20 protein-coding genes and 1 tRNA gene are annotated in these 23,457 nt (G+C 71.0%); 16 read left to right on the top strand and 5 right to left on the bottom strand.

From position 1 onward, the window contains the following. Nucleotides 1-119 precede the first annotated feature (119 nt). The 8 genes from ACWEPX_RS01145 to ACWEPX_RS01110 all read left to right on the top strand — a co-directional run bounded on the left by ACWEPX_RS01145 (nt 120) and on the right by ACWEPX_RS01110 (nt 11,595). Nucleotides 120-566, top strand: a complete 447-nt coding sequence (locus tag ACWEPX_RS01145) for a hypothetical protein (RefSeq protein ID WP_451895024.1) — start codon at nt 120-122, stop codon at nt 564-566. Nucleotides 567-602: 36 nt separating this feature from the next. Then, nucleotides 603-1,373 (top strand): hypothetical protein, encoded by a 771-nt coding sequence (locus ACWEPX_RS01140; RefSeq protein ID WP_451895023.1) that lies wholly within the window; start codon nt 603-605, stop codon nt 1,371-1,373. 174 nt (nt 1,374-1,547) lie between these two features. Continuing rightward, nucleotides 1,548-2,651, top strand: a complete 1,104-nt coding sequence (gene dprA, locus ACWEPX_RS01135; protein ID WP_451895022.1) for a DNA-processing protein DprA — start codon at nt 1,548-1,550, stop codon at nt 2,649-2,651. A gap of 12 nt (nt 2,652-2,663) precedes the next feature. Then, nucleotides 2,664-3,626: a DUF4192 domain-containing protein gene (locus ACWEPX_RS01130; protein WP_451895021.1), complete on the top strand. Its 963-nt coding sequence runs from the start codon at nt 2,664-2,666 to the stop codon at nt 3,624-3,626. A gap of 16 nt (nt 3,627-3,642) precedes the next feature. Further along, on the top strand, nt 3,643-4,047 hold the full coding sequence (locus tag ACWEPX_RS01125) for a single-stranded DNA-binding protein (RefSeq protein ID WP_451895020.1): 405 nt from the start codon (nt 3,643-3,645) through the stop codon (nt 4,045-4,047). Nucleotides 4,048-4,547: 500 nt separating this feature from the next. Further along, a complete protein-coding gene (locus tag ACWEPX_RS01120) occupies nt 4,548-5,468 on the top strand; it encodes a hypothetical protein (protein ID WP_451895019.1) in 921 nt (306 codons plus the stop codon). Between the two features lie 213 nt (nt 5,469-5,681). Then, nucleotides 5,682-9,509 carry a MobF family relaxase gene (gene mobF / locus ACWEPX_RS01115; protein ID WP_451895018.1) on the top strand — a complete coding sequence of 1,276 codons (3,828 nt, stop codon included), beginning with the start codon at nt 5,682-5,684 and terminating at the stop codon, nt 9,507-9,509. Nucleotides 9,510-10,023: 514 nt separating this feature from the next. Then, the gene (locus ACWEPX_RS01110) at nt 10,024-11,595 is read left to right on the top strand and encodes a recombinase family protein (protein WP_451895017.1); all 1,572 of its coding nucleotides are present in this window, start codon (nt 10,024-10,026) and stop codon (nt 11,593-11,595) included. Between the two features lie 107 nt (nt 11,596-11,702). On the opposite strand, the gene ACWEPX_RS01105 is transcribed toward ACWEPX_RS01110, so the two are convergent. After that, a tRNA-Leu gene (locus ACWEPX_RS01105) sits at nt 11,703-11,786 on the bottom strand. A gap of 129 nt (nt 11,787-11,915) precedes the next feature. Between ACWEPX_RS01105 and ACWEPX_RS01100 the strand changes: the two genes are divergently transcribed. The 3 genes from ACWEPX_RS01100 (at nt 11,916) to ACWEPX_RS01090 (ending at nt 14,696) form a co-directional block, all read left to right on the top strand. Further along, nucleotides 11,916-13,232 (top strand): M20/M25/M40 family metallo-hydrolase, encoded by a 1,317-nt coding sequence (locus ACWEPX_RS01100; RefSeq protein WP_451895260.1) that lies wholly within the window; start codon nt 11,916-11,918, stop codon nt 13,230-13,232. Between the two features lie 20 nt (nt 13,233-13,252). Further along, nucleotides 13,253-14,128 (top strand): alpha/beta fold hydrolase, encoded by an 876-nt coding sequence (locus tag ACWEPX_RS01095; protein ID WP_451895016.1) that lies wholly within the window; start codon nt 13,253-13,255, stop codon nt 14,126-14,128. A 70-nt stretch (nt 14,129-14,198) separates the two neighbouring features. Beyond that, complete coding sequence (locus ACWEPX_RS01090) at nt 14,199-14,696, top strand: DUF2231 domain-containing protein (RefSeq protein ID WP_451895015.1); 498 nt, start codon at nt 14,199-14,201, stop codon at nt 14,694-14,696. Here the strand turns inward: ACWEPX_RS01090 and ACWEPX_RS01085 are convergent. Together ACWEPX_RS01085 and ACWEPX_RS01080 are read right to left on the bottom strand one after the other, a co-directional pair. Then, nucleotides 14,689-14,901 (bottom strand): DUF5703 family protein, encoded by a 213-nt coding sequence (locus ACWEPX_RS01085; protein WP_451895014.1) that lies wholly within the window; start codon nt 14,899-14,901, stop codon nt 14,689-14,691. The two genes, ACWEPX_RS01090 and ACWEPX_RS01085, sit on opposite strands and share 8 nt — an antisense overlap. Then, nucleotides 14,898-15,878, bottom strand: coding sequence for a YncE family protein (locus ACWEPX_RS01080; RefSeq protein ID WP_451895013.1), 981 nt, complete (start codon nt 15,876-15,878; stop codon nt 14,898-14,900). The genes ACWEPX_RS01085 and ACWEPX_RS01080 overlap by 4 nt, the downstream gene beginning before the upstream one ends. 165 nt (nt 15,879-16,043) lie before the next feature. Here ACWEPX_RS01080 and ACWEPX_RS01075 point away from each other — a divergent pair, with 165 nt between their 5' ends. After that, nucleotides 16,044-16,439 carry a hypothetical protein gene (locus ACWEPX_RS01075; protein WP_451895012.1) on the top strand — a complete coding sequence of 132 codons (396 nt, stop codon included), beginning with the start codon at nt 16,044-16,046 and terminating at the stop codon, nt 16,437-16,439. 356 nt (nt 16,440-16,795) lie between these two features. Here the strand turns inward: ACWEPX_RS01075 and ACWEPX_RS01070 are convergent, their stop codons facing one another. Then, nucleotides 16,796-17,794, bottom strand: a complete 999-nt coding sequence (locus tag ACWEPX_RS01070) for a helix-turn-helix transcriptional regulator (RefSeq protein ID WP_451895011.1) — start codon at nt 17,792-17,794, stop codon at nt 16,796-16,798. Between the two features lie 32 nt (nt 17,795-17,826). Between ACWEPX_RS01070 and ACWEPX_RS01065 the strand changes: the two genes are divergently transcribed. Further along, nucleotides 17,827-19,122 (top strand): FAD-dependent oxidoreductase, encoded by a 1,296-nt coding sequence (locus ACWEPX_RS01065; protein ID WP_451895010.1) that lies wholly within the window; start codon nt 17,827-17,829, stop codon nt 19,120-19,122. Between the two features lie 556 nt (nt 19,123-19,678). Here the strand turns inward: ACWEPX_RS01065 and ACWEPX_RS01060 are convergent. Then, nucleotides 19,679-20,656 carry an aldo/keto reductase gene (locus ACWEPX_RS01060; RefSeq protein ID WP_451895009.1) on the bottom strand — a complete coding sequence of 326 codons (978 nt, stop codon included), beginning with the start codon at nt 20,654-20,656 and terminating at the stop codon, nt 19,679-19,681. A gap of 84 nt (nt 20,657-20,740) precedes the next feature. On the opposite strand from ACWEPX_RS01060, the gene ACWEPX_RS01055 reads away from it, so the two are divergent. Genes ACWEPX_RS01055 through ACWEPX_RS01045 form a run of 3 tightly spaced genes read left to right on the top strand, consistent with a single transcriptional unit; the run spans nt 20,741 to nt 23,340 of the window. Then, nucleotides 20,741-21,790: an LLM class F420-dependent oxidoreductase gene (locus tag ACWEPX_RS01055; RefSeq protein WP_451895008.1), complete on the top strand. Its 1,050-nt coding sequence runs from the start codon at nt 20,741-20,743 to the stop codon at nt 21,788-21,790. After that, a complete protein-coding gene (locus ACWEPX_RS01050; protein WP_451895007.1) occupies nt 21,787-22,614 on the top strand; it encodes an undecaprenyl-diphosphate phosphatase in 828 nt (275 codons plus the stop codon). The genes ACWEPX_RS01055 and ACWEPX_RS01050 overlap by 4 nt, the downstream gene beginning before the upstream one ends. A gap of 24 nt (nt 22,615-22,638) precedes the next feature. Further along, on the top strand, nt 22,639-23,340 hold the full coding sequence (locus tag ACWEPX_RS01045) for an MSMEG_4193 family putative phosphomutase (RefSeq protein WP_451895006.1): 702 nt from the start codon (nt 22,639-22,641) through the stop codon (nt 23,338-23,340). Nucleotides 23,341-23,457: the final 117 nt, after the last annotated feature.

Here is a 23,457-nt window from a genome sequence, read left to right as displayed (position 1 = left end):
CGGGAAAGCATGGCTGGACAACCCCGCCCCAGCCCGACCTGGCAAGGGCGCCCCGCGGGCCGCCGCCGGGGCAGTGCGGGTGGGACTGACCCACCCCGTCCCTGACGGGAGCAACCCCAATGTTCCGCAGATTCCGCGGCATCGCCCCGCCCCGACTGCTGATCACCCCGGACCGCGTCATCCTGACCCGGACGGACCAGACACTGGACCGCATCCTCGGCGGCGTCCCCAACCGGGCAATCGACCCGGAACTCGGCGACATCGAGTTCTGGACCAACAGCCGACGCGCCCCCAACCGGCACGCCACCGAACTCCTCCACGCCATGATCGCTGGCGCCGCGTCCGGGGAACTCGACGTGGGCGAACACCAGCGCACCCGCCTCTGCTGCCTGCGCGCCCACGGCTGGGACCCCGTCATCACCGGCACCTGCCTGGTCACCGGCCCCCTGGTCGACGGCCAGGCCACAGCCCTCCCACAGCCGTTCCTGACCTGGCTGCGCCGCCAACACCCACACCGCGTGCACGCCGCGACCGCCCTCCGCAGACGAGGTGCGCGATGGACCTGACCCTCCGCCACGCCACCGCAGCCCTGGAGCACAACCATGCCTGACACCGGACGGCGCGTTCGCGTCTACCTCAATACCGCCCGCGACTCCTTCCGCGGCTACCGCTCCCACCACGAGATCGTCGAGGTGGCCGCCTACCTGGCCACCCAGCACGACGGCATCCTCGACGACGCCTTCCACACGTTCAACGTCGGCGACGACCCGTGCTTCGGCCCACCCGACCCCCGCGCAGTCGTCTACCGACTCCGCGGCAACCGCAGCCTCAGCGTCGGCGACGTGATCGCCCTCGACGACGAGTTCCACAGCTGCGAACCGGCGGGCTGGCGCAAGCTCACCACGCCGCCGGTGATCACCGACCTGCACGCCCCCGGCATCACGCCGCTGCAGCCGACACCGGTGGCCAGGGTCCTGGAGAACCACCCGGCGGACCACGCGGGCTGCCAGATCTTCCAGGTCCTGGCATTGCGGTGGTGCGCCACGCTGGCCCACCAGCTGATCACCGCCGATCCCTTCGCCGCCGAGTTCGTGCAGCGCCTCGACATCAGGGGTCTGGGGCGGTTCCTCACCCTCGACGGAGACGACGCGCCCGACGTGAAGGTCACTGTCGCCGCCGCCGCGGCGATGGCGACGGATCTGGCCAAGCCGATCCTCGCCGTGCCGGTCACCAGCATGGGCGAATACCGCGGTCACATCGTCATCGACGGCTGGCACCGCATCCACCACGCCCTGACCACCGGCCGCACCTGCCTGCCCGCGTGGGTGCTCACCCACGAGACCGCGCAAACCTGCAGCCTCCCCATGAAATAGGCCCGCCTGAGCGCCGATCTGCCAACAGGGCATCAGCCCCGGAGGTGGGTGTCAAGCCGAAGAACATGGCTTGACACCCACCTCCGCGCCCGATCAGGGCCGAGGCAGATCGGCACCCAGCCGGTCCGCTCGACCAGAACCTCCGGTCGAGCCCCGCCCCCCAGGGAACAGGCCATGGACGACACGATCCGACTCGCCCGGGCATACCTCAGCCGCGTTGCCGAGCCGCCCGCCCCCGCCCTCACCACCCTCATCCACCTCGTCGGACCCATCAAAGCCGCCGCACTGGTCCGGCACGGGGACGTCAACCCCGCCGTCGCCGCGGAGACCACCGCCCGCCGCGAGCACCACAACGCCGCCCCCGACCTGGCCCACGCCAGCAAGGTCGGAGCCCGGCTCGTCTGCCCCGAAGACGCCGAATGGCCAGCCGACCACCTCGCCGCCCTCGGCCTCGCCCAAGCCGAGGGCCTGGCGTGGGCCGCCCCACCCATCGCGCTGTGGGTGCGCGGCGACCGGCGGCTCGACGAGTCGCTCGGGGCAGCGGCGGGCCTCGTCGGCGCCCGAGCCGCCACCGCCTACGGCGAGCACATCGCCGCCGACTTCGCCCACAGCCTGGCCAAGGCCGGGACCACGGTCGTCTCCGGCGCAGCCTTCGGCATCGACGCCGCCGCCCACCGCGGCGCGCTGGCGGGGGAGGGGCGCACCGTCGCCGTGCTCCCGTGCGGGATCGACGTGACCTACCCAGCCGCGCACGACTCGCTGCTGCGGCACATCGCCGCCGAAGGCCTGCTCGTCACCGAGCACCCGCCGGGCACCCACCCGACCAAGTACCGGTTCCCCGTGCGCAACCGGCTCATCGCCGCCTTCAGCGCCGCGACCGTCGTCGTCGAAGCAGGCGCCCGCGGCGGATCCCGACACACCGCGGCCGTCGCGCGCGTCCTGGACCGCCCGGTGCTCGCCGTTCCCGGGCCGATCACCTCAGCGACCTCCCGCGGTTGTCACGACCTGATCCGCGGCCACCGCGCGGACCTCGTGACCTCCGCCGAGGAGGTTCTGCAGGTCCTAAAGGAGCAGACCCAACTGGCAGGCCAGATCGCAGGACGAGCGGGCGGCGACGTCGTCAGCATCTTCCTCGCCCTCACAGCCCACCGCGAGATGAGCGCCACCGAGCTGGCCGCGGCGTGCGACCTGCCGGAAGAGCGGGTGCGCGCCGCACTCGTCGACCTCGAACTCACCCACGCTGTCACCGCGGGCGACACCGGATGGCGTCGGATCTGAAGGGAGTAGGCCATGTACCGAGTTTCGCTCGCCGAGCCCGGCGAGATCATCCGATCCATCCCCGCCCTGCTCGGCTTCTACCCGACCGATTCCCTCGTGGTCGTCGCCGTCATCGGCGTCGGGAGGCACCCGATGGTGCTTCGCGCGGACCTGTCCGAACCCGACAAGGAGACCGCGGCCTGGTCCGCGATCGAGGCCCGCCACCAGCGCGGCGAGCACGTCCACGTCGTCCTGGTCGTCATCGTCGGAGGCGACCCCCTCGAACACCGCGGCGTCGTCGACGAGCTCCAAGCCAAAGCCGACCGCGCCGGCATCCCCTTCGCGTTCGCCGCCTGGATCGACACCATCGGAGAAGGGCAGACGTGGCAGTCCTACACCGACTCCGCGCACGGCCGCCTCGCCGATCCGCGCACCTCCCACATCGCCGTCCTGGCGACCTACGAGGGCCGGACCATCCATTCCTCGCGCGAGGCCATCGAGGCAGCCATGCGCCCGACCGCGGAGACGGCAGCCCTCGCGCGACGACGAGAGCTGATCGAGAAGCACCGCCAATCGCTGGAGGCGGACGCAGCTGAGAAGGTGGTCCGGGCCACCGCCAGCCGGGAAGAACTGCCGGAGACCGACGAGCAGTTCGCCCTCCTCGTCGCCGCGCTCCACACCGGCGCGGCCCGCGACCAGGCCATCCGCTGCATGGTCGACGGCGACCTCCAGCACAACCTCGCCCTCTGGCAGCACGTGCTCCACAACGTGGACGGAGCCGACCAACACCACCCGGCGACCATGCTCGCGGTGGCCAACCTCCTCGACGGCGACCGCATCACCGCCACCATCGCGACCGAACTCGCGTGCCGATGGACCGAGCCCGGGTCGCTGGCACACCTCATCCGCAGCGCACTGGACGCCGGCATGTCGCCGGAGACGTTCTGCGCCATCGCCCGCGACGCGATCGCACCTCCGGAACCGTCGACCGACTGAACGAAGGAGAGCAGCCATGGCTGGAGACACGACCATCACCATCATCGGCAACCTGACCGCGGACCCCGAGCTGCGCTACACCCAGTCCGGCACCCCGGTCGCAGGTTTCACCATCGCCTCCACCCCCCGCACCTACGACCGACAAGGCGGAGGCTGGAAGGACGCCCCAGCGCTGTTCATGCGCTGCAACCTGTGGAACCAGGCCGCGGAGAACCTCGTCCAATCGGCCAGCAAGGGCATGCGGCTGATCGTGCACGGCAGGCTCAAGCCGCGCAGCTACGAGACCCGCGAGGGCGAGAAGCGCTACGTCACCGAGTTGGAGGTCGACGCCGTCGGACCCGACCTGCGCTGGGCCACCGCCGCCGTCACCAAGGCCGCGGGCGAGCGGGCTGACGGCGAACCGGTCGAGATGCCTGCCTGACACCGGTGTCGGGGGCTGGCACGGGAGCCCATGAGGGCTCGCCGCCCACCAGGGAGCGGTTCCGCCAAGACCGTGCCAGCCATACCCGGCGGCAAGCCGATCGGGCGCTCACGCGCCGGGCCCACTGATTCTAAGCCGGGAGTCACGTCGCGCTGGCACACGCGACAAGGCGGGACAGGCCTGGCAGCCGCGCCTCACCAGCTTCCCCCATCGTTCTCCCAGTGTCTTGCGGCGGGGGCGGTTGTGTAAAGGGCACCCCAACATCCTTTGCCGTCGACTCCGGCGGATCTTCCGAGGCCGGTTCTTCTCCGCAAGCTCCGAAGACCCAGCCAAGCAAGATCCTCCTCCGCCGACGCCAAAGCATCTTGGGGCCCCACCCTTGACACAACCGCCCCCGCCGCAAGCCCCTCACTTCGCGATGGGGTCGAAAAGAGACGGCTCCGCCGCAAAGACAAGAGCCGGGGACGCCAAGCCCGGCCACCAACCCGATCGGACGTGCCATGACCCAGATCCCGCAGCAGATCGGCCGACTCGCCGACCTCGTCCACGCCGGACGCCTCGACCTCGCCAAGGCCCAGACCCGTGAACTGCTCGACACCACCGACCCCGAGGCCCTGGAGGTCGTCGCCCACTGCATCACCATCCTGGAAGCCTCACCCCGGATCGCGCTGCCCAAGCTCCGCCACTACTGGAAGACCTGCCGCAACGAGACCGCCCGCGCCATCATCGCCGCCTGCGCCCCCACCGAAACCCCCAGCATCCCGCAGCAGCGCACCGCCCCTAGCCACACCCGGCAGCACGCCGCCCACGACCTGCGCACCGAGACCCGCCCCGACCTCCGCCGCGGCCCCAGCCGCACCCCGGCCCAGGCAGCCGCCCTCCGCCGAGCCGAGCGCGAGACCACCGCCTACCAGGACACCCGCGCAGGCGTCGAGGAAGGTGCCGAGCCCCAGGACCGCCCGGCCGGCTACGCCCTCGACTACGACCGAGCCGCCCTCACCGCCCTCCGCGGCGCCCCCTGCGTCCGGTGCTGGACCGAACGCCCCACCGCCGACCACGACCGCCGCCACGACGACGGCCTGTGCGGCGAGTGCCGCGACCGCGGCCGCGCAGGCATCCCCGCCCTGCCGGAAGGCCACACCCTCGCCGACGCCGTAGCCGCCCGCTGCGCCTTCATCACCGCCCACGCCCCCGCAGCCGCCCACGGCATCCTCCGCCGCGAATGGGCCCGCGCCCGCACCCCCGAACACCGCGACCACATCGCCGCCTGGGTAGCCGCCCACCGCGACCAGATCACGCCCGCCCCCGCGGCCACCGTCGCCACCGCGGCCGGGCACTGCCGCGCCTGCGGCAGCTACCGCGCCCTCCGCCGCAAGCGCTGCACCGACTGCACCACCGCAGCAGCCGCGGTCCGCGCCTAGCCCGCCAGGACGGCAGGCCCGCTCACCGGGCCTGCCGTCCCAGGCCACGCCGTCCGCCTCGACCGCCTACCTCTCTCGAGGATCGGGCTTTCATGCTGTCGCTGTCCACACCAGATACACCTCTGGCATTAGCAATGTGCGGATCGCGGCGTCGACCTTCCGATCGGGCGTACGCTGGGGGTCTGGGGAGGGGAGGCGCGTCGTGAACGCCGGATGATGGTGTGTCACGTTCTGCACGCGGGGGACGGGTACACCTACCTAACGCGCCAAGTCGCCACTGATGATGTTCCGCGGCGTGGTCGTGATCCGCTGGTGGAGTACTACCTGGCGCGGGGGAATCGGCCTGGGCAATGGGTCGGGTCCGGGTGCGGCGATCTGGGTGTGCGTGGTGTGGTGACCGAGGAGCAGATGCTCGCCCTGTTCGGTGAGGGGTTACGGCCGGACGCGAACGAGTTCATCGCCGCGCGCATGGACGCCGGTCTCGGGTACCGGCAGGCGTTGGCGGAGGCGCGTCTGGGCCGCAGGTTCTACCAGTTCCGAGGTCCTAGAGTTCGGCTGGCGGACTTGGTGAAGGACGCCTTCGCCGAGTTCGAGGCGGAGAACCTTCGCCGTGCCACAGTGCAGGAGCGCCGCGAGGTCATCGAGGAGACCGCGCGCAGACTCCTCCGGGGCGACCGCGGTCGTCCTGCGCCGAGTGCGGCCGAGGTCCGTCGGTTCATCACCGATGAGCTGGGTCGGGCGCCGCAGCCGGTTGCCGGGTTCGATCTGGTGTTCAGCCCGGTGAAGAGCGTCTCGCTGCTGTGGGGTTTGGGCGGCCACGACGTCCGGAGGATTGTCGAGCAGGTGCATGAGGACGCTTGGCGGGCCGCCTTGGCGTACGGGGAGCGGGAGGCGGCGTTCACCCGGGTCGGGGCTGGCGGTGTCGCGTTCGTGCCGACCCGGGGTTTCGTGGCCGCTGCGTTCCAGCACCGTGACTCGCGCGCGGGCGACCCGGACCTGCATACCCACGTCGCGGTCTCCAACCGGGTGCTGGCCGAGGATGGCCGGTGGCGCACCATCGACAGCAGGCAGCTGCACAAGGTCGCCGTGAGCATGAGCGAGACCTACAACGCGCTCGTCGAGCAGGGGCTGACCGATTGTCTCGGCGTGCGGTTCGTCGACGTCGAGCGCGGTCAGGGCAAGCGGCCGGTTCGGGAGGTCGCCGGGGTGCCGCAGGTATGGATCCGTGGGTTCTCCCGCCGCAGGCAGCAGGTTGAGACCGGCTACGAGGCCTTGGTCCGCGACTACGTTCGCCGCCACGGGCGCACTCCGCCGCGCACGGTCCAGATCCGGCTCGCGCAGCAGGCCACCCTCACCGACCGGCCGGAGAAGACGCAGCTGAAGTCCCTGGGCCAACAGGTCGCCGAGTGGCGCGCCCACGCCCGCGAACTCCTGCCCGACGCCGACATCGACAGCATCATCGGCGGTTGCCTTGGGCAGCAGCCTGACCCGGCTGCCACCGCCGATCTGCACGCCATCGCCGCCCAGGTCATCGAGAACGTGTCGGAGAACCGCGCGCACTGGACGATCTACCACGTCCGCGCCGAGGCCCACCGCCTCCTGCGCGCCCACGAGTTCCCCGAGGCCGACGATCGGCTGCGGGCCGCGGACAGCATCGCGCTCCTGGCCTTGCAGCGGCACTCGGTCCTGCTCGACATCGACACCGACCCGGTGCCGCAGCTGCTGCAGCGCCCCGACGGCACGTCGGTCTTCCACCGCCGCGGCGCTGACCGCTACACCTCCGAAGCCCTCCTACGCGCCGAGCAGCGCCTGGTCGACGCCGCCCGGACGCCATCCGGCCCGGTCGTCCTCCCGCTGGCGCGTGACCGGGCGATCCACCGGTTCGAGGCGGACAAGGGGCTCAAGCTCAACCCCGGCCAGCGGGCGCTGGTCGAGCACCTGGTGTCCAGCGGCGCAGCGCTGGCGGTGGGCATCGGACCGCCCGGCACCGGCAAGAGCACCGCGATGGGCGCGGTCCGCCACGCCTGGGAGACCACCGGCGCCCGCGTCATCGGCCTCGCTCCATCGGCCGCGGCGGCCAGCGTCCTCGGCGACGAGCTCGGCGTGCCCGCCGACACCGTCCACCGCCTCCTGCACGCCCGCGCTGCCGGTGAACCGGTGGACGTCCGGCGCGGGGACATGCTGGTGGTCGACGAGGCGGGCATGGTCGGCACGCGGCTGCTCGACCAGGTGCGCGACCTCGCCGCCGAGCGCGGCGCCGTGGTTCGGCTGGTCGGGGACTACCGGCAGCTGGCCGCAATCGAGGCAGGCGGTGTCCTGCGCCTGATCCACCAGACCGTCGGCGGGGTCGAGCTCTCCGAGGTGCACCGCTTCCGCCACCCCGGCGAGGCCGAAGCGGTCCTGCGGTTCCGTGTCGGCGACGCCCGGGCCATCGACTTCTACGTCGAGAACGGTCGGCTTGTCGGGGGAGTGCGGGTGGCCGTGCTGGACCAGCTCTACCGGGACTGGCTTACCGACACTGCGCGTGGCCGGACGGCGATCATGATCTCCGATGCTGGTGGGGTCGTTCGGGAGTTGTCTGCCCGCGCGCAGGCCGATCGGCGTGCCGCCGGTCTGGCCGAACCCGACGGCGCTGCGCTGCACGATGGGACGGTCGCCGGGATCGGCGACCAGGTCGTCACTCGCAGGAACCACCGCCGTTTGACGGTTTGCGGCGGGTGTGACCACGTGAAGAACGGTGACCTCTGGCAGGTGCGCAAGCGCTACGCCGATGGCCGCCTGCTGGTCCAGCACCTGCGCCACGGCGGCACCGTCCTGCTTCCGGCCTGGTATGTCGCGCGTTGGGTCGAACTCGGCTACGCCGCGACCGTCCACCGCAGCCAGGGCCTCACCGTCGAGACCTCCCGCACCTTCCTCACCCCCGCCGCCACCCGCGAAGCCGCGCTCGTCGCTTTCTCCCGCGGAACCCACGGCAACCACGCCTACCTCGACACCGAAGAACTCCTCCACCCCGACGAACCCCACACCCTGCCCGGAGACCTCTACCACCGACACCGCGAACCCACCCCCGCCGAACACGCCCTGCGCCGCATCCTCGCCCACGAAGGCGCCGAACCCTCCGCCACCGAAACCCTCCGCCACGCCCTCCACGAGCACGACCGGCTCGACACCCTCGTCCCCCGCTACGAACACGCCCTCCACACCCTGCGCGGCCCCCAAGCCCTCACCACCGCCGCCACCTGGGTGCGCACCGCCCTGCCCGACCACGCCCCCACCATCCTCACCGACGAAGCCTGGCCCGAACTCGCCCACCTCCTCCACGACCTCGCCGTACTCGGCGACGACCCCATCCACACCCTCCACACCCGCGCCACCGAACGCCGCCTCGAAGACGACCCCCACGACCCCGCCCGCTCCGTCACCAGAGTCCTCCACCACCGCATCCTCCAAGCCCTGCCCGACCTCCCCCTCGACCCCGACCGCCCCCACCTGCTCCCCGGATGGATCCCACTACCCCCGAACCCACCGCCCGACCCCGCCGACCAGCAACGCCACGAACTCGACCGCTGGCTCCGACACCACGCAGACCGAATCGCCGCCCGCGTCCACGAACTCGGCCACCACGCCGCCGAACACCTCCCACCCTGGACAACCCACCTCGGCCCCCTCCCCACCAACCCCCTCGACCGCGACCGATGGACCCGCCAAGCCGGACACATCGCCGCCTACCGAGAACGCTGGCACATCACCGACACCACCACACAACCCCTACCCCCAGGACCCGGCACCCAAGCCCGAGCACGCAAATGGATCAACGCCTACCTGGCACACTCCGCCTACCTCTCACAACCCGAGGGGAACCCGACAACCGAAGCAGCCCACATTCGACGAATCGACCACATCCGCGCTCAATTTGACAACATCGATAATGCTCTTCATCACGGGATGCCCATAGAGAACACCAACGCCATCACCGATGCCTTCGCCGAAACCGGGCCCGACATGTCCGTGGAACCGGATGGCGGCGGGCCGTCCCTCTAGCAACGGTTAGAACAGGCGCTACTTTCTGCTGGCGGGATGGGCCAGCCTGCCCGGCAGTTCGTGGTTCAGAACGTCGGCAACTCGCGCTCGTGAAGCAGGGTGCCGACGACCCCCTACCCCCTGATCGCTGAGCACCTCAGCCTCACGCCGCAAGCCGGCCCCCAGGCAACGACGGTGACAGGAGTACTCGCCTGGAATGGCTCCGACGATGGCCCAAGTCTTCGATCCTGCGTTACCTATCAGACAGTACGTCGCAACGGTAGGAATGCGCAGCACCTGTCGAGCGGCTGACAGGGAAGGGGAGACGGGCATGAGGGAGCATGAGTGTCGCGTCGAAGGTTGTGACGAGAAGGCGCTAGAATTGCGAATGCCGCCGGGCGCGCCGGAGTTGAATCCGGCGGTTGTCGGGTATTGCTGCGTATATTGCGGCGAGCGGCGGCGCAACCTGAGGCTGGATCCCAGATTCGGGCGAAGGTGCGAAAGAGCGCTTCGAGTTGAACCGAGGAGAGAACCGTTGGCCTACCGCACCAACATGCTGGAGGAGAGCAGTCGCACGGGGTTGAGATTCGCGTTCTACTGGCGTGTCTCGACCGAGGACAACCAAGACCCGATCACCTCCCGCAACTGGCAGCACAAGTTGTCCATGACCGTGATCGGCAATCACGGCACGATCGTGCGGGAGTATTCCGACGTTGGGGAGTCCCGGGCGTTGCCGTGGAAGCGCAGGCCCGGGGCGGCGCAACTGCTCAAGGACCTCGCCGACCCGACGCGCCCCTTTGACGCGGTGGTAATCGGAGAGCCGCAGCGTGCCTTCTACGGCAACCAGTACGGGCTGATCATGCCAGTGTTCGTTCACTTTGGGGTGCAGCTGTGGGTGCCGGAGGTCGCCGGGCCGATCGACCCGGACTCCGAGGCGCACGATCTGGTGATGTCGTTGTTCAGCGGCATGTCCAAGGGGGAGCGGACGCGGATCAAGCATCGGATCAGGGCGGCGATGTCGGCGCAGGCGGAGCTGGAGGGCCGCTTCCTGGGTGGTCGCCCGCCCTACGGGTACAGGCTCGTCGACGCTGGGCCGCATCCGAACCCGGCGAAGGCCGCGGACGGCAAGCGGCTGCACCAGTTGGACCTGGACCCGGTGGCGGCGCCGGTGGTGTTGCGCATCTTCACCGAGTACGACCGCGGCTACGGGATGTTCGCGATCGCTGAACGACTGACTGCCGACGGCGTGCTCAGTCCTTCTGCGCACGATCCGGCTCGCAATCCGCACCGGAAGGTGGCGGCATGGTCCAAGAGCGCAGTGCGGGTCATCCTTACGAACCCTCGCTACCTGGGCAACCAGGTGTGGGGCAAGCAGCACAGGAAGGAGGTGTTGATTGACGTCGACGACGTTGCGCTGGGGCATCAGACGGTGCAGGTGTGGTCGCCGAGGTCGACCTGGGTCACTTCACGTGAGCAGGCGCATCCGGCCATTGTCGGGCAGGAGTTGTTCGCTCGGGTTCAGCAGCGGATGAGTTCCCGCGGTCCGGGCAGTCAGGGTCGGGTCAGGACCCGTCCGTACCACCCGTACGTGTTGCGCGGTCTCATCCGGTGCGCGTTGTGTGAGCGGCTGATGCAGGGCAATTGGGTCAAGGGCCGGCCTCGCTACCGGTGCCGCTTTCCGAGCGAGTACGCCGGGGTGCAGGAGATCGACCATCCGTTGTCGGTCTACCTGCGCGAGGACCACGTGGTACCGCACCTGGACGGTTGGCTGGCCCAGGTCTTCTCGCCCGCCAAGGTCGCCGCCACCCTCGAGCGGATCGCCGAGGTCCAGGATGGGGTCGAGGCCGAGTTGGGTCCGCTTCGGCAGCGCATTGCCGAGTGCGACCGCAAGCTCACCCAACACAAACGGGCGATCGAGGCCGGTGTCGACCCGACGATCGTCAACGGTTGGATGCAGGACATCGTCACCGACAGGTCACGCCTGCAGCATGAACTCGCCGTCAAACAGAGAGCGGCCCGACGGCCGCTGAGCACTCAGCAGATCAAGAAACTCGCCGACAGCGTCGGAGGACTGACAGCGGCACTCGAAGCAGCCGCACCCAGCTGACAAGAACGAGCTGTATCGCCTACTGGGCCTGAATGTCAGATTCAACAAACACGCCAACCTGGTGGAGGCACATGCCGATCCTTCACCAGGGTTGGGCGTACTGGTTGTGTCCGAGGGGGGACTTGAACCCCCACCCCCTTAACGGGGACTAGCACCTCAAGCTAGCGCGTCTGCCATTCCGCCACCCGGACGTCGCGGGGAGGCGTTGGCCCTCCCGCGTGGTGTGGACATACCTTAACTGATCGTCCCCGGACAGCCCAAATCGGGTGGGGTGTTGGGGGGTGGGGGGTGGTAGGAAGGGCGGTGTGAGCGAGCAGGAGATGGGTGGCCTGGCCATGGCTGAGGCTGAGGTTGTGGCGCTGACCAGCGAACTTATCCGGATCGACACCACCAACACCGGGGACCCGGCGACCGTGGTCGGGGAGCGGAAGGCGGCGGAGTACGTCGCTGAGAAGCTTGCCGAGGTGGGGTACGAGACCACCTACGTCGAGTCGGGGGGCAAGGGGCGGGGGAACGTCTTCGCGCGGCTTGAGGGGGCTGATTCGTCGCGGGGGGCCTTGCTGGTGCACGGGCACCTCGACGTCGTGCCTGCTGACCCCAGCGAGTGGTCGGTGCACCCCTTCAGCGGGGCGGTGCAGGACGGGTACGTGTGGGGGCGCGGGGCCGTCGACATGAAGGACATGCTGGGGATGACCCTGGCCACCGCGCGGCGGTTCAAGCGGGATGGGATCGTGCCGCCGCGGGACATCATCTTCGCGTTCTTGGCCGACGAGGAGGCCGCGGGCGACTACGGGTCGCAGTGGTTGGTGCGCAACCGGCCGGAGCTGTTCGAGGGGGCGACCGAGGCCATCAGTGAGGTCGGCGGGTTCTCGATCACCGTCAAGGACGGGGTGCGGGCCTACCTCATCGAGACCGCCGAGAAGGGCATCGCCTGGATGAAGCTGCGGACCCGGGGCCGGGCGGGCCACGGGTCGATGGTGCACGAGGACAACGCGGTGACCAAGCTCACCGCCGCCGTCGCCAAGCTCGGCACCCACCGGTTCCCGCTCGTGCTGACCGAGTCCGTCCGCGAGTTCCTCGCCGCGATGAGCGAGCTGACCGGCCTGGAGTTCGACGAGGACGACCTCGACGGCACCGTCGGCAAGATCGGGACCGTGGCCCGGATGATCGGGGCCACGCTGCGCGACACCGCCAACCCCACCATGCTCAACGCCGGGTACAAGGCCAACGTCATCCCCTCCGTCGCCGAGGCCGTCGTCGACTGCCGGGTGCTGCCCGGCCGCGAGGAGGCCTTCGAGCGCGAGCTGGCCGAGCTGCTCGGGCCCGACGTCGAGCGCGAGTGGGTCAGCAAGCTGCCCCCGGTCGAGACCACCTTCGACGGCGCCCTGGTCGACGCCATGACCGACGCCATCGCCGCCGAGGACCCCGGCGCCCGCGCCATCCCCTACATGCTCTCCGGCGGCACCGACGCCAAGGCGTTCAGCTCCCTGGGCGTGCGCTGCTTCGGGTTCTCCCCGCTCAAGCTGCCCGCCGACCTGGACTTCACCGCCCTCTTCCACGGCGTCGACGAGCGCGTCCCGGTCGACGCGCTGCAGTTCGGCACGCGGGTCCTGGACCGCTTCCTGCGCAACTGCTGACCATGCCAGGATGACCACCCATGCGGGTCGTCCTGGGTGACGGGGCCGAGCTCGCCGTGGCCGCCGCGGGGGATCCCGCCGCGGAGGTCACGGTGGTGCTCGCGCACAGCTATGCCCAGGACCACCGCGTGTGGCGCAAGATCATCGACACCCTCCCGCACGCCACCGAGCAGCCCGTCCGCGTCCTGGCCTACGACCACCGCGGGCACGGCCGCTCCAGCCCGGCCACCGCCGCGACCGCCACCGTCGAACAGCTCGGCGACGACCTGGCCGAGCTCATCGCCGACCAGGCCAGCGGCCAGGTCGTGCTCGTCGGGCACGGCATGGGCGGGCTCGCCCTCATGGCCCTGACCGCCCGCCACGCCGACCTCTTCGCCCGCCGCGTCGCCGGGCTGGCCTTCCTGGCCACCAGCGCGAGCAGGCTGTGCGACAGCACCGCGGTCGTCCCGCACTCGGCGGGCCGCGTGGTCCAGGACCTGCGCGGCATCCTCGGCGGCACCGTCGACCGGGTCAGCCGCAAGGCGATGGCCATCGGCCTGCGCTGGCTGCTGCTCGGCGACGACCCCGACCCCGACGACATGCGACTGGTCGCCGACATGGTCACCGCGCACTGGCCCGACACCGTCGCCCTCTTCCGCCCCGGCCTCGACCGCTACGACCGGGAGGCCGCGCTCACCGTCGCCGCCGACGTGCCCGTGCTGGCCATGGTCGGCGACCGCGACCGGCTCGTCCCCGCGGCCCACGCCGACGCGCTGGCCGGGGCTGTGCACGACGGCGCCGCGATCGTGCTGCCCGGCCTGGGGCACATGCTGCCGCTGGAGGGTGCGCCGCAAGTACTACCCCGGTTGGTCGGCATGGTGCACGCCGCCTTGCGCAAAGTGGGGGAAACATGGTGAACCGCTGGGGGAACCGAACCGTTGTTTCGGGAGACTCACCGCGGGGGACGAGGCGATACCGGAGGTGTCCATGCCCGAGTTCGTGAACGGACTGCCGCTGCACGTGCTGGTGATCCACGCGGTGGTCGTGTTCGTGCCGCTGGGCGCGCTCGGCACCGCGGTCATCGCCGTGTGGCCAGCGGCCCGGGCGCGGATCGGCTGGCTGGTCGCAGGCGCGGTCGCCGCGGGCACCGCGCTGACCCCCATCGCCGCCCAGAGCGGCGAGCAGCTGCAGCGCAGGCTCCCGGACAACCCGCTCATCCGCGCCCACCAGGAGCTCGGCGAGCAGCTCATCTACTTCGTCGTCCCGCAGCTGCTGCTCGTGCTCGGGCTCATGGTCGCCCACACCGTGCACCAATCCGCCCAGCGCACCGAGGGCGGCAGCTCCACCCGCATCCGCGTCATCCTCGCCGTGACGGCCGTGCTGGCGGTGGGCACGTCGGCGGCCGCGGCCGTGCACGTCTTCCGCGTCGGCGAGGCGGGCTCGCGCGCGGTGTGGGAGGGAGTGGCGAACCTGCCCGCTAGGTGATGACGCCGGGGACGACCCCCGGGCGCCGCCGCCTGCGCAGCCACACCTTCCGGGTGCCGTCGGCGTACAGCCGCACGTTGGACAGCTCCCAGCCGGAGAACTCCGCGTGGATCGCCAGCTGCGTGGCCGCCGTCAGCCGCGACACCTGCGGTGGCAGCCGCAGCGGCCGGTACTCCCAGTCCCCGTCGACCACTCCCTCGGTCACGGTGCGATCACCTGGACACCTCCTCCGTTCGCGGACGCCACGACGACGCGGCCGTCCGCGGGGTCGACGGCCACCGAGTTCGGCTGGCCGACGGTGGGGAACCTGAACCGCTCCTCGGGCTCGCCGCCCGCCACGTCGAACCCGACCACCTCGTTGGTGGCGGTCAGCGTCACCCAGGCCAGGTCGCGCTCGGGGTCGTAGGCGATCCCGAACGGCGCGCCCGGCACCGGGTAGCGCTGGCGCAGCAGCAGAGGGTCGAGCCCGAAGGCCAGCAGGGAGTTCCCGCGCGTGTCGACGACCAGCACCCGGCCGAACCGGTCCACCACGCCGTTGGTCGCGCCCTCGCCCGCGCGCAGCCCCTCCTCGACCGAGCCCTGCGCCAGGTCCAGGCGGAACACGCCGTTGCGCAGGTGGTCGAGCACGACCGCCTGCCCACCGACGGCGAAGACGCGGTCGGCGCTGAGCAGGCCGCCGCTGACGTTCTTGGTCACCGCGCCGTCGGTGACCACGGCGACGCCCTTGGTGTCGCGGACCGCGACGAGGGTGCTGCCGTCGAAGCCGGTCGCGGCCGCGGGCGCCCCGGGCACCTCGACCTGGGTCGCCGTCGCGCTGGCGGTGTTGATGCGCACCACCTGGTTCTTGGCGGGGACCGCGGCGAGGAGGTCGGCGCCGTCGACGGCCAGGGTCTCGGCGGGGCCTGCGAGCTCGACCGCGCGGGGGGCCTTGTCGAGGGCGTCGAGGTCGTAGAGGTCCACACCCGTCTTGGTGGCCAGCGCGAGGGTGCGGCCCGCGATGGCCGCGGCCGACGCGGCGCCCGCGGGGTGGACCTGGCCTGCGGGGGTGGCGGCGGGGGCGGGGGAGCGGGCGGGCGTGGCGGCCACCGGATCGGTGGTGACCATCAGCTCGTCTTGCGGTTGCGCGTTGGAGCACCCGGCGAGCAGGACGGCAACGGCCACGGCGGCGACCAGACGGCGCAACGAACTCCTCCGACAAGGTTCAGCTGAACGGACTGCTCCCCAGCATCCCGCACCGGCACCCGGCAAGCCACGTCCATGTGGCCCGTGTCGCCCGGCCAGCCGATGGGTTGCGCATTTGTAACAACCGGGGAGATCACGTCGAATTACCGGGTGCGGGAGGAATCAATGGCGATCGATCCTATGCACCTGCCGATCTTCGGCGATCCGCGGCCGGTCCAGCCGCCTGCCGAAGTCCGGGTTGCCGCTGCGTTGCTGCTGGTCCAGGCCGGGGTCACGGTGGCAGCCGTCGTGCGCGTCTCGGCGGATCCGACGTTCTTCGCGCTCACCGTGCTGTTGACGTTGGCGTTCGCGTATGGGGCGCGGGCTGGGCTGGATTGGGCTCGGTTCGCCGCCTGTTTCTGCGGGGTCACGTCGTTGGTCCTGTCCATCGGGTTGATCGAGGGCGGGGTGGAGTTGGCGTTGGTGGGGGCGTCCGCTTTCTTGGTGGGGACGGCGGCGCGGCTGCTGTATCGACCGCAGGTCCAGGAGTTCTTCTCGACGGCGGACGTCGACGCGGGCTGACGACCTGAGCCTGTTCCTCCGCGCGCTCAGGGCACCCTTCATCTCCTCTGGTCTTCAGCTCATCTCGCCTTAGGCCTTCAGCCATGACCTTACTTTTCACTATTCACTATCGAGATAACGGGTGATGACGGAGGTGGGCAGAGGGCGGTTGCTGTGGCGGGAGCCCTGCTGAAGCCCTGCGAGCCCCGCAGGGCAGCCCTGCGGGGCTCGCAGGGCTTCAGCAGGGGCGACTTGGTTGCCGCCCCTACAGGGGGCGAGCACCACGACCAACGCCAGGAGAGGCGAGAGTCAGGAGCTGGGGGAGGGGCAGGTTGGCTGGTCGGCGGTGATCAGCCCTGGTGCGCCGTTTGGCGAGGTCACGGGGGTGGGGGCTCGATGGTGGCGTAGCGGCGGGCGAGGTGGTGGCAGGCCCGGACGAGTTCGGGTGGGTGCACGTCGGTGAGGTCGGTGTCGAAGGTGGCGAGGATTCCGGCGATGCCCGCCCAGGACCAGGCGCCGAGGGTGAGGCGGCTGTGGTGGGTGTCGAGGTGTTCGACCACGGCTCCGCCGGGGGCCCAGCGGGCTACGACGTGGGCGGGCAGGTTGAGGCGGGCGCTGCCGGTGCACGGCCATGCTGCCGGGGTGTCGCCGCGGTCGTGGCTGGTCATGACGAAGTGGGCGAGGTCGTCGCCGGGTAGGGCGCGGGGCGTGAAGCCGCGGGTGGTGGGGCGCGCGTGCAGGCGGTCCACCCGGAGCACTCGCCAGTGCTCGTCGGCGACGTCGTAGGCGATGACGTACCACCGCCCCGCCCACACCACCAGGTGGTGGGGCTCGATCCGGCGCGGGGGTGCGAAGTCCGGCTCGCCGGGGGAGGGGCGGGTTCCGTCGGGGCGCAGGAGCTCGACCACGAGGAGGTGGCGCAGCCGCACGGCGGTGCCGACGGGGGCCAGCGCGGCGGGGTCGATCGGGGGAGCGGGGAACTCCCAGTAGTTGCGCAGCCGGGTCAGGCGCAGCGACTCCATGGCGGCGCGGAGGGTGTCGGGCATGGCCTGCTGCACCGTCACCAGGGCTCGGGCGGTGTCGTCCTCCAGGCCGAACACGGAGCTGGGCGCGGTCTGCAGCGCGATGGCGACCGCGAGCGCCTGGTCGTGGTCGAACAGCAGGGGCGGCAGGGTGTGGCCGGTGCCGAGCCGGTAGCCGCCGTCGGGGCCGCGGATGGTCGTCACCGGGTAGCCGAGTTCGCGCAAGGTGTCGAGGTCGCGCCGCACGGTGCGTTCGCTGACCTCCAGCCGGGCGGCGAGATCGCGGAGCCGCCACGTCCCGCGGGAACCGAGCAGGGACAGCAGCCGCAGCGCCCGGTGTGACGTGCTTGCCATCGCCTCATCGTGCCAGCGGTACTGGCCATTCGGTGTCCACTACCGCTGGCACCGTCTGCGCCGACGGCAACTTCGGTGGAAAGGCGGTTGGCATGCGGGTGGTCGTGGTCGGGGGAGGGATCGGCGGGCTCGCCTTGGGGGCGGGGCTGCGCCGGAGCGGGCACGAGGTAGCGGTGTTCGACCAGGACACCGATGTGGCCGCCACCGGCGGCTACCACATCACCCTGGACGAGAGGTCCCAGTCGGCGTTGGCGCGGCTGGTCGACCCGGAGATCATGCGCAGGCTGCTGGCCTCGGGATCGGCGCTGCGCCTGCGCGACCGGGACATGTTCTGGGACTACCGCGGCCGCGTGCTCAGCCACGGGCCGGACCTGTCCGGCAGCGCGAGCATCGACGTCGACCGCATCACCCTGCGCACGCTCCTCGCCGAGGCCGTGGGGGATGACCTGCACCTTGGGTGGGCGGTGGCGGGTGTCGGCATCGAGCGCGGCCTGCCGCTGGTCAGGTTCGCCGACGGCACGGCGGTCGACGCCGACCTCGTGGTGGGCGCTGACGGCACCCACTCGGTCGTCGCCCGCCACCTGGCGAAAGCCCCGACGAACCGCCCCACGGGCATCATCGGGTTCTCCGGACGCACCCGGAGGGCCGACCTCACCCCCGCTGAGCAGCAACGGCTCGGCACGCGCTCGACGACGGGCATCGGCCCGCGCGGCGCCGCGCTCTACGTCGGCTTCCTCGACCCGGTCGGCAACGCCGCGCTCGACGCCCCTGGCCTGGGCATGTCGTTCACCACCGGACCGACCTACATCTGGGGGGCGATGTTCCCCGAATCGGCGTGGACCGACTCCCTGCGCGACCTGCGCGGCATCCCGCTGCGCGCTGCTCTGCTCGATCGGTTCCGCGAGCACCGGTGGGCGGACCACACGCTGGAGGTCATCGCGCAGGCCGATCCCGACAGCGTGGCCGCGTTCCGGTTCAACGCCGCTTCGACCCGCGCCGCCGACCTCGCCCCCTGGGCGGCGGGCCGCATCACCGCGCTCGGCGACGCCGTGCACGCCACCCCGCCGACCGCGGGCATGGGGGCGGGTGCGGCCATCCAGGACGCTGCCGACCTGCTCGCCGCCCTCTCCGACGGCACCGCGCCCCTCGTTGACGCGATCGGCCGCTACGAGGCGCAGCTGCGCCAGCGCGGGGCCGAAGTCCTCACCGCGGCCATGAAGACCGTCCGGCTGATCCTGGCCACGAACACGCCCTTTGGCGCAGTGGCCACCACCGCCCTCACCCCTGTTGTCGCCGCTGTCGCTCGACTCCGCCGCCAGCCTGCATAAGCCCCTCCTCGGGCACCCGCTCCCCTGCGTTCGTTTATCGACTATTCACTATCAAGATAATGACTGATCGGGAGGCGGCCCGGGGGAGAGATCCGGGCCGGAGGGAGAGATCCGGGGCCAGGCCGGGGCGGGGGGAGGGGGACCGAGGACCGATGCGTTCACCGGTGCCGCCCCATAAAGAAGGCCAAGAGGGGGAGGGGGCCGAGCGGTCGAGCGTCGCCCTTCGGGGGAGGTGTTGCTGGGGCGGACGTCGGGTGCGGGCGGAGGCGGCGCTACGAGGGCGCGCCGTGGTGAACCTCGAGCCGCGGCGCGCTGGACGCAGGTGCAACGCGCCGCCCGACGCGCCGGGACCAGGCCGACCAGCTCGGTGAGCCCGTCCGGATCCGCATCCAACCGCGGTCTCCTTGCGCCCGCCTCTACTTTACTATTCGCTATTCACTATCAAGATAATGGACTTCACGCAGGAGCCGCGAGTCAGCAGGACAGAGGAGAAGAACGTGGACACAAAAACGCCCAGAAGGGAGGAGTCCCTTCTGGGCATGGGGCGAGGCTCGGGTCAGTCGAGGTGGCGTTCGGGGTAGGAGAGGTCGGGTTTGCTGACGTCGTCTAGGGCGGCGCAGATCTCTGGGGGGAGGATCAGGGATTCGGCGGCCAGGGAGCTGCGGAGCTGGGTGGCGTCGCGGGCGCCGACGACGGGGGCAGTGACGCCGGGGCGGTCGCGGACCCAGGCCAGGGCGACGGCCAGGGGGGTGGTGCCGAGGCCGTCGGCGGCGGTGGCGACGGCTTGGACGATGCGGGTGGCGCGGTCGGTGCGGTGTTGTTCGACGTAGTTGCCCCATTGGGGGGAGGCGCCGCGGGAGTCGGCGGGGGTGTTGGCGCGGTACTTGCCGGTGAGGACGCCGCGGCCGAGGGGGGCCCAGGCGAGGATGCCGATGCCGTGGTGGGCGGCGGCGGGGGCGACCTCGCGTTCGATGCCGCGTTCGAGGAGGGAGTACTCGACCTGGGTGCTGACCAGGGGGGCGGCGCCGGGGGTGAGGGCCTGGCGGGTGGCGGCGGTGGCGGTCTGCCAGCCGCTGTAGTTGGAGATGCCCGCGTAGCGGACCTTGCCGCTGCGGACGGCGGCGTCGATGGCGCAGAGGGTTTCCTCCAGCGGGGTGTGGGCGTCCCAGGCGTGCAGCTGCCAGAGGTCGACGTGGTCGGTGTCGAGGCGGGTGAGGGAGGCTTCGAGGGCGGCCAGGAGGGCGCCGCGGGAGGCGCCGCCGCCGAAGGGGCCGTCGTGGCGGCGGGCGACGGCCTTGGTGGCCAGGACGATCTCGTCGCGGGGGACGACGTCGTCGATGAGGGCGCCGATGAGGCGTTCGGTGTCGCCGTCGGCGTAGACGTCGGCGGTGTCGACGAGGGTGCCGCCCGCTTCGGTGAAGGCGGCGAGCTGGGCGGCGGCGGCCTCGGCGTCGGTGTCGCGGCCCCAGGTCATGGTGCCGAGGGCGAGCCGGGAGACCCGCAGGCCGCTGCGGCCGAGGTGTCGTTGCTCCACGGCGGCCAAGCCTATGGGGCGGTGGGGGCGGTTGCGGGGAGCGCCACTCCGGGTCAAGGGCTACTGGGGGGTAATGTCGGGCGCGTGCGACTGGGACTGAACATGGGTTACTGGGGTGCGGGCAACGACGCGGCGAACCTGGCGCTGGCCAGGGAGGCCGATCGGCTCGGGTTCTCGGTGGCGTGGGTCGCCGAGGCGTACGGGTCGGATGCGCCGTCGGTGCTGGCGTGGGTGGCGGCGCAGACCGAGCGGATCGATGTGGGCAGCGCGATCCTGCAGATCCCGGCGCGGCGGCCGACGATGGCGGCGATGACGGCGGCGACGTTGGACACGTTGTCGGGTGGTCGGTTCCGGTTGGGGTTGGGGGTGTCGGGGCCGCAGGTGTCCGAGGGCTGGTACGGGGTGAAGTTCGACAAGCCGCTGGCCAGGACGCGGGAGTACGTGGAGATCGTGCGCTCGGCGTTGCGGCGGGAGCGGGTGAGCTATGCGGGGGAGCACTTCACGTTGCCGTTGCCGGGTGGTCCGGGCAAGCCGTTGAAGTTGACGGTGCACCCGGTGCGGGAGGAGATCCCGGTGTACCTGGCGTCGATCGGGCCGAAGAACCTGGAGCTGACGGGGGAGATCGCGGACGGGTGGTTGGCGATCTTCTACTCGCCGGAGCACGGGCGGGAGTCGCTGGCGCGGATCGAGGCGGGTCGGGCGCGGGCGGGCAAGTCGATGGCGGGGTTCGACGTGGTGCCGACGGTTCCGCTGGTGGTGGGGGATGACTGGGCGGCTGCGGCGGATGTCGTGCGGCCGTATGCGGCGTTGTACGTGGGGGGTATGGGCAGCCGGGAGCAGAACTTCTACAACCGGTTGGCGTGCCGGATGGGGTTCGAGGCGGAGGCGGCGCGGGTGCAGGACCGGTACCTGGCGCGGGATTACGCGGGGGCGGCGGCCGCGGTGCCGGTGGGGTTCGTGGACCAGACGTCGCTGCTGGGGCCGAAGGAGCGGATCGCGGAGCGGATGCAGGCGTTGGCGGAGTCGGGGGTCACCACGTTGACCGTTTCGCCGATCCTGCAAGATCTCGACCGTAGTCTTGCGGCGCTCCGGGTCGCCGCGGAAGCCCTCGATCTCGCAGGAGTCGGTTCTTGACGTGGTTTGAAGCCCTGGTGCTGGGTCTGGTCCAGGGTCTGACGGAGTTCTTGCCGATCTCGTCGTCGGCGCATGTCCGGATCGTCTCCGAGCTGTGGTTCGGCGGGGATGCGGGGGCGTCGTTCACCGCGGTGATCCAGTTGGGCACCGAGGCGGCGGTGGTGATCTATTTCGCGAAGGACATCTGGCGGTTGCTGGTGGCGTGGTTCCGGGGGTTGTTCTCCCGGGCGGCGCGGTCGGACCCGGATTACCGGATGGCCTGGTATGTGATCTTCGGGTCGGTGCCGATCGCGGTGCTGGGGGTGCTGTTCAAGGACGAGATCCGGTCGGGTCTGCGGAATCTGTGGATCACGGCGATCGTGCTGATGGTGTTCGCGGCGATCTTGGCGGTGGCCGATGAGACGGGCAAGCAGGCGCGGACGAAGTTGACGTTGAAGGATTCGTGGGTGATGGGGTTCGCGCAGGCGATGGCGTTGATCCCGGGGGTGTCGCGGTCGGGTGGGACGATCACGGCGGGGTTGTTCCTGGGGTTGCGGCGCGAGGATGCGACGCGGTACTCGTTCCTGCTGGCGATTCCGTCGGTGTTCGGGGCGGGGTTGTTCAGCATCCCGGATGTGCTGGATCGCAGCGGGCCGGGTTTGCAGGCGGACATCCCGCAGACGATCGCGGCGACGGTGGTGTCGTTCGTGGTGGGGTATGCGTGCGTGGCGTGGTTGCTGCGGTATGTGTCCAAGCACAGCTACATGGTGTTCGTGTGGTATCGGATCGCGTTGGGTGCGGTGCTGTGCGCGTTGCTGGCGACCGGGGTCGTGAGCCCGACGTGATGGGGGCGGCCTAGGCTCGGTCGCGTGGCCACGGTTGTTCTGCTCCGTCATGCCCGGTCGTCCGCCAACAGCGCGGGGGTGTTGGCCGGGCGCAGTGAGGGTGTGCTCCTGGATGAGGCGGGGCAGCGGCAGGCGGCGGGGTTGGTGGGCCGGTTGTCGGGGTTGCCGTTGCGGTCGCTGGTGGTGTCGCCGTTGACCCGGTGCGGGCAGACGGTGGCGCCGCTGGCGGCCGCGGTGGGGTTGGTCCCGGTGGTGGAGCCGGGGTTGGCGGAGGTGGATTACGGGTCGTGGACGGGCAAGGCGATCCGGGATCTGGTGGAGGAGCCGCTGTGGAAGGTGGTGCAGCGGCATCCGTCGGCGGCGGTGTTCCCGGATGGGGAGGGGTTGGCGGGGGTGCAGGCGCGGGCGGTGGCCGCGGTGCGGGCCCATGACGCGCGGGTGGCGGGGGAGTTCGGGGATCGGGCGGTGTGGTTGCTGTGCAGCCACGGTGATGTGATCAAGGCGATCTTGGCCGATGCGCTGGGTCAGCACCTGGATTCGTTCCAGCGGATCGTGGTGGATCCGGCGTCGGTGTCGGTGGTGCGGTACACGGCGACGCGGCCGTTCGTGCTGCGGGTGAACGACTGCGGTGGGGAGCTGGGCGGGGTGGTGCCGCCGGAGCCGGAGCCGGGGCAGGCGCCCGATGATGCGACGGTGGGGGGTTCGACGGGCGCGGGGCGGGCGTGAGGGGCGGGGTGGCCGAACACCGTGCGTGAGGGGTGGGGTGGGGCCGAATCGGCGCGGGGGATATTGGTGTTGGCATCGGGTGGGTGGGTGGCGGCATGATGGCGGTGGGGAGCGCGG

This window comes from Actinokineospora sp. NPDC004072 (genome assembly GCF_053604195.1).
This window is presented reverse-complemented; position numbering and strand designations above follow the sequence as displayed.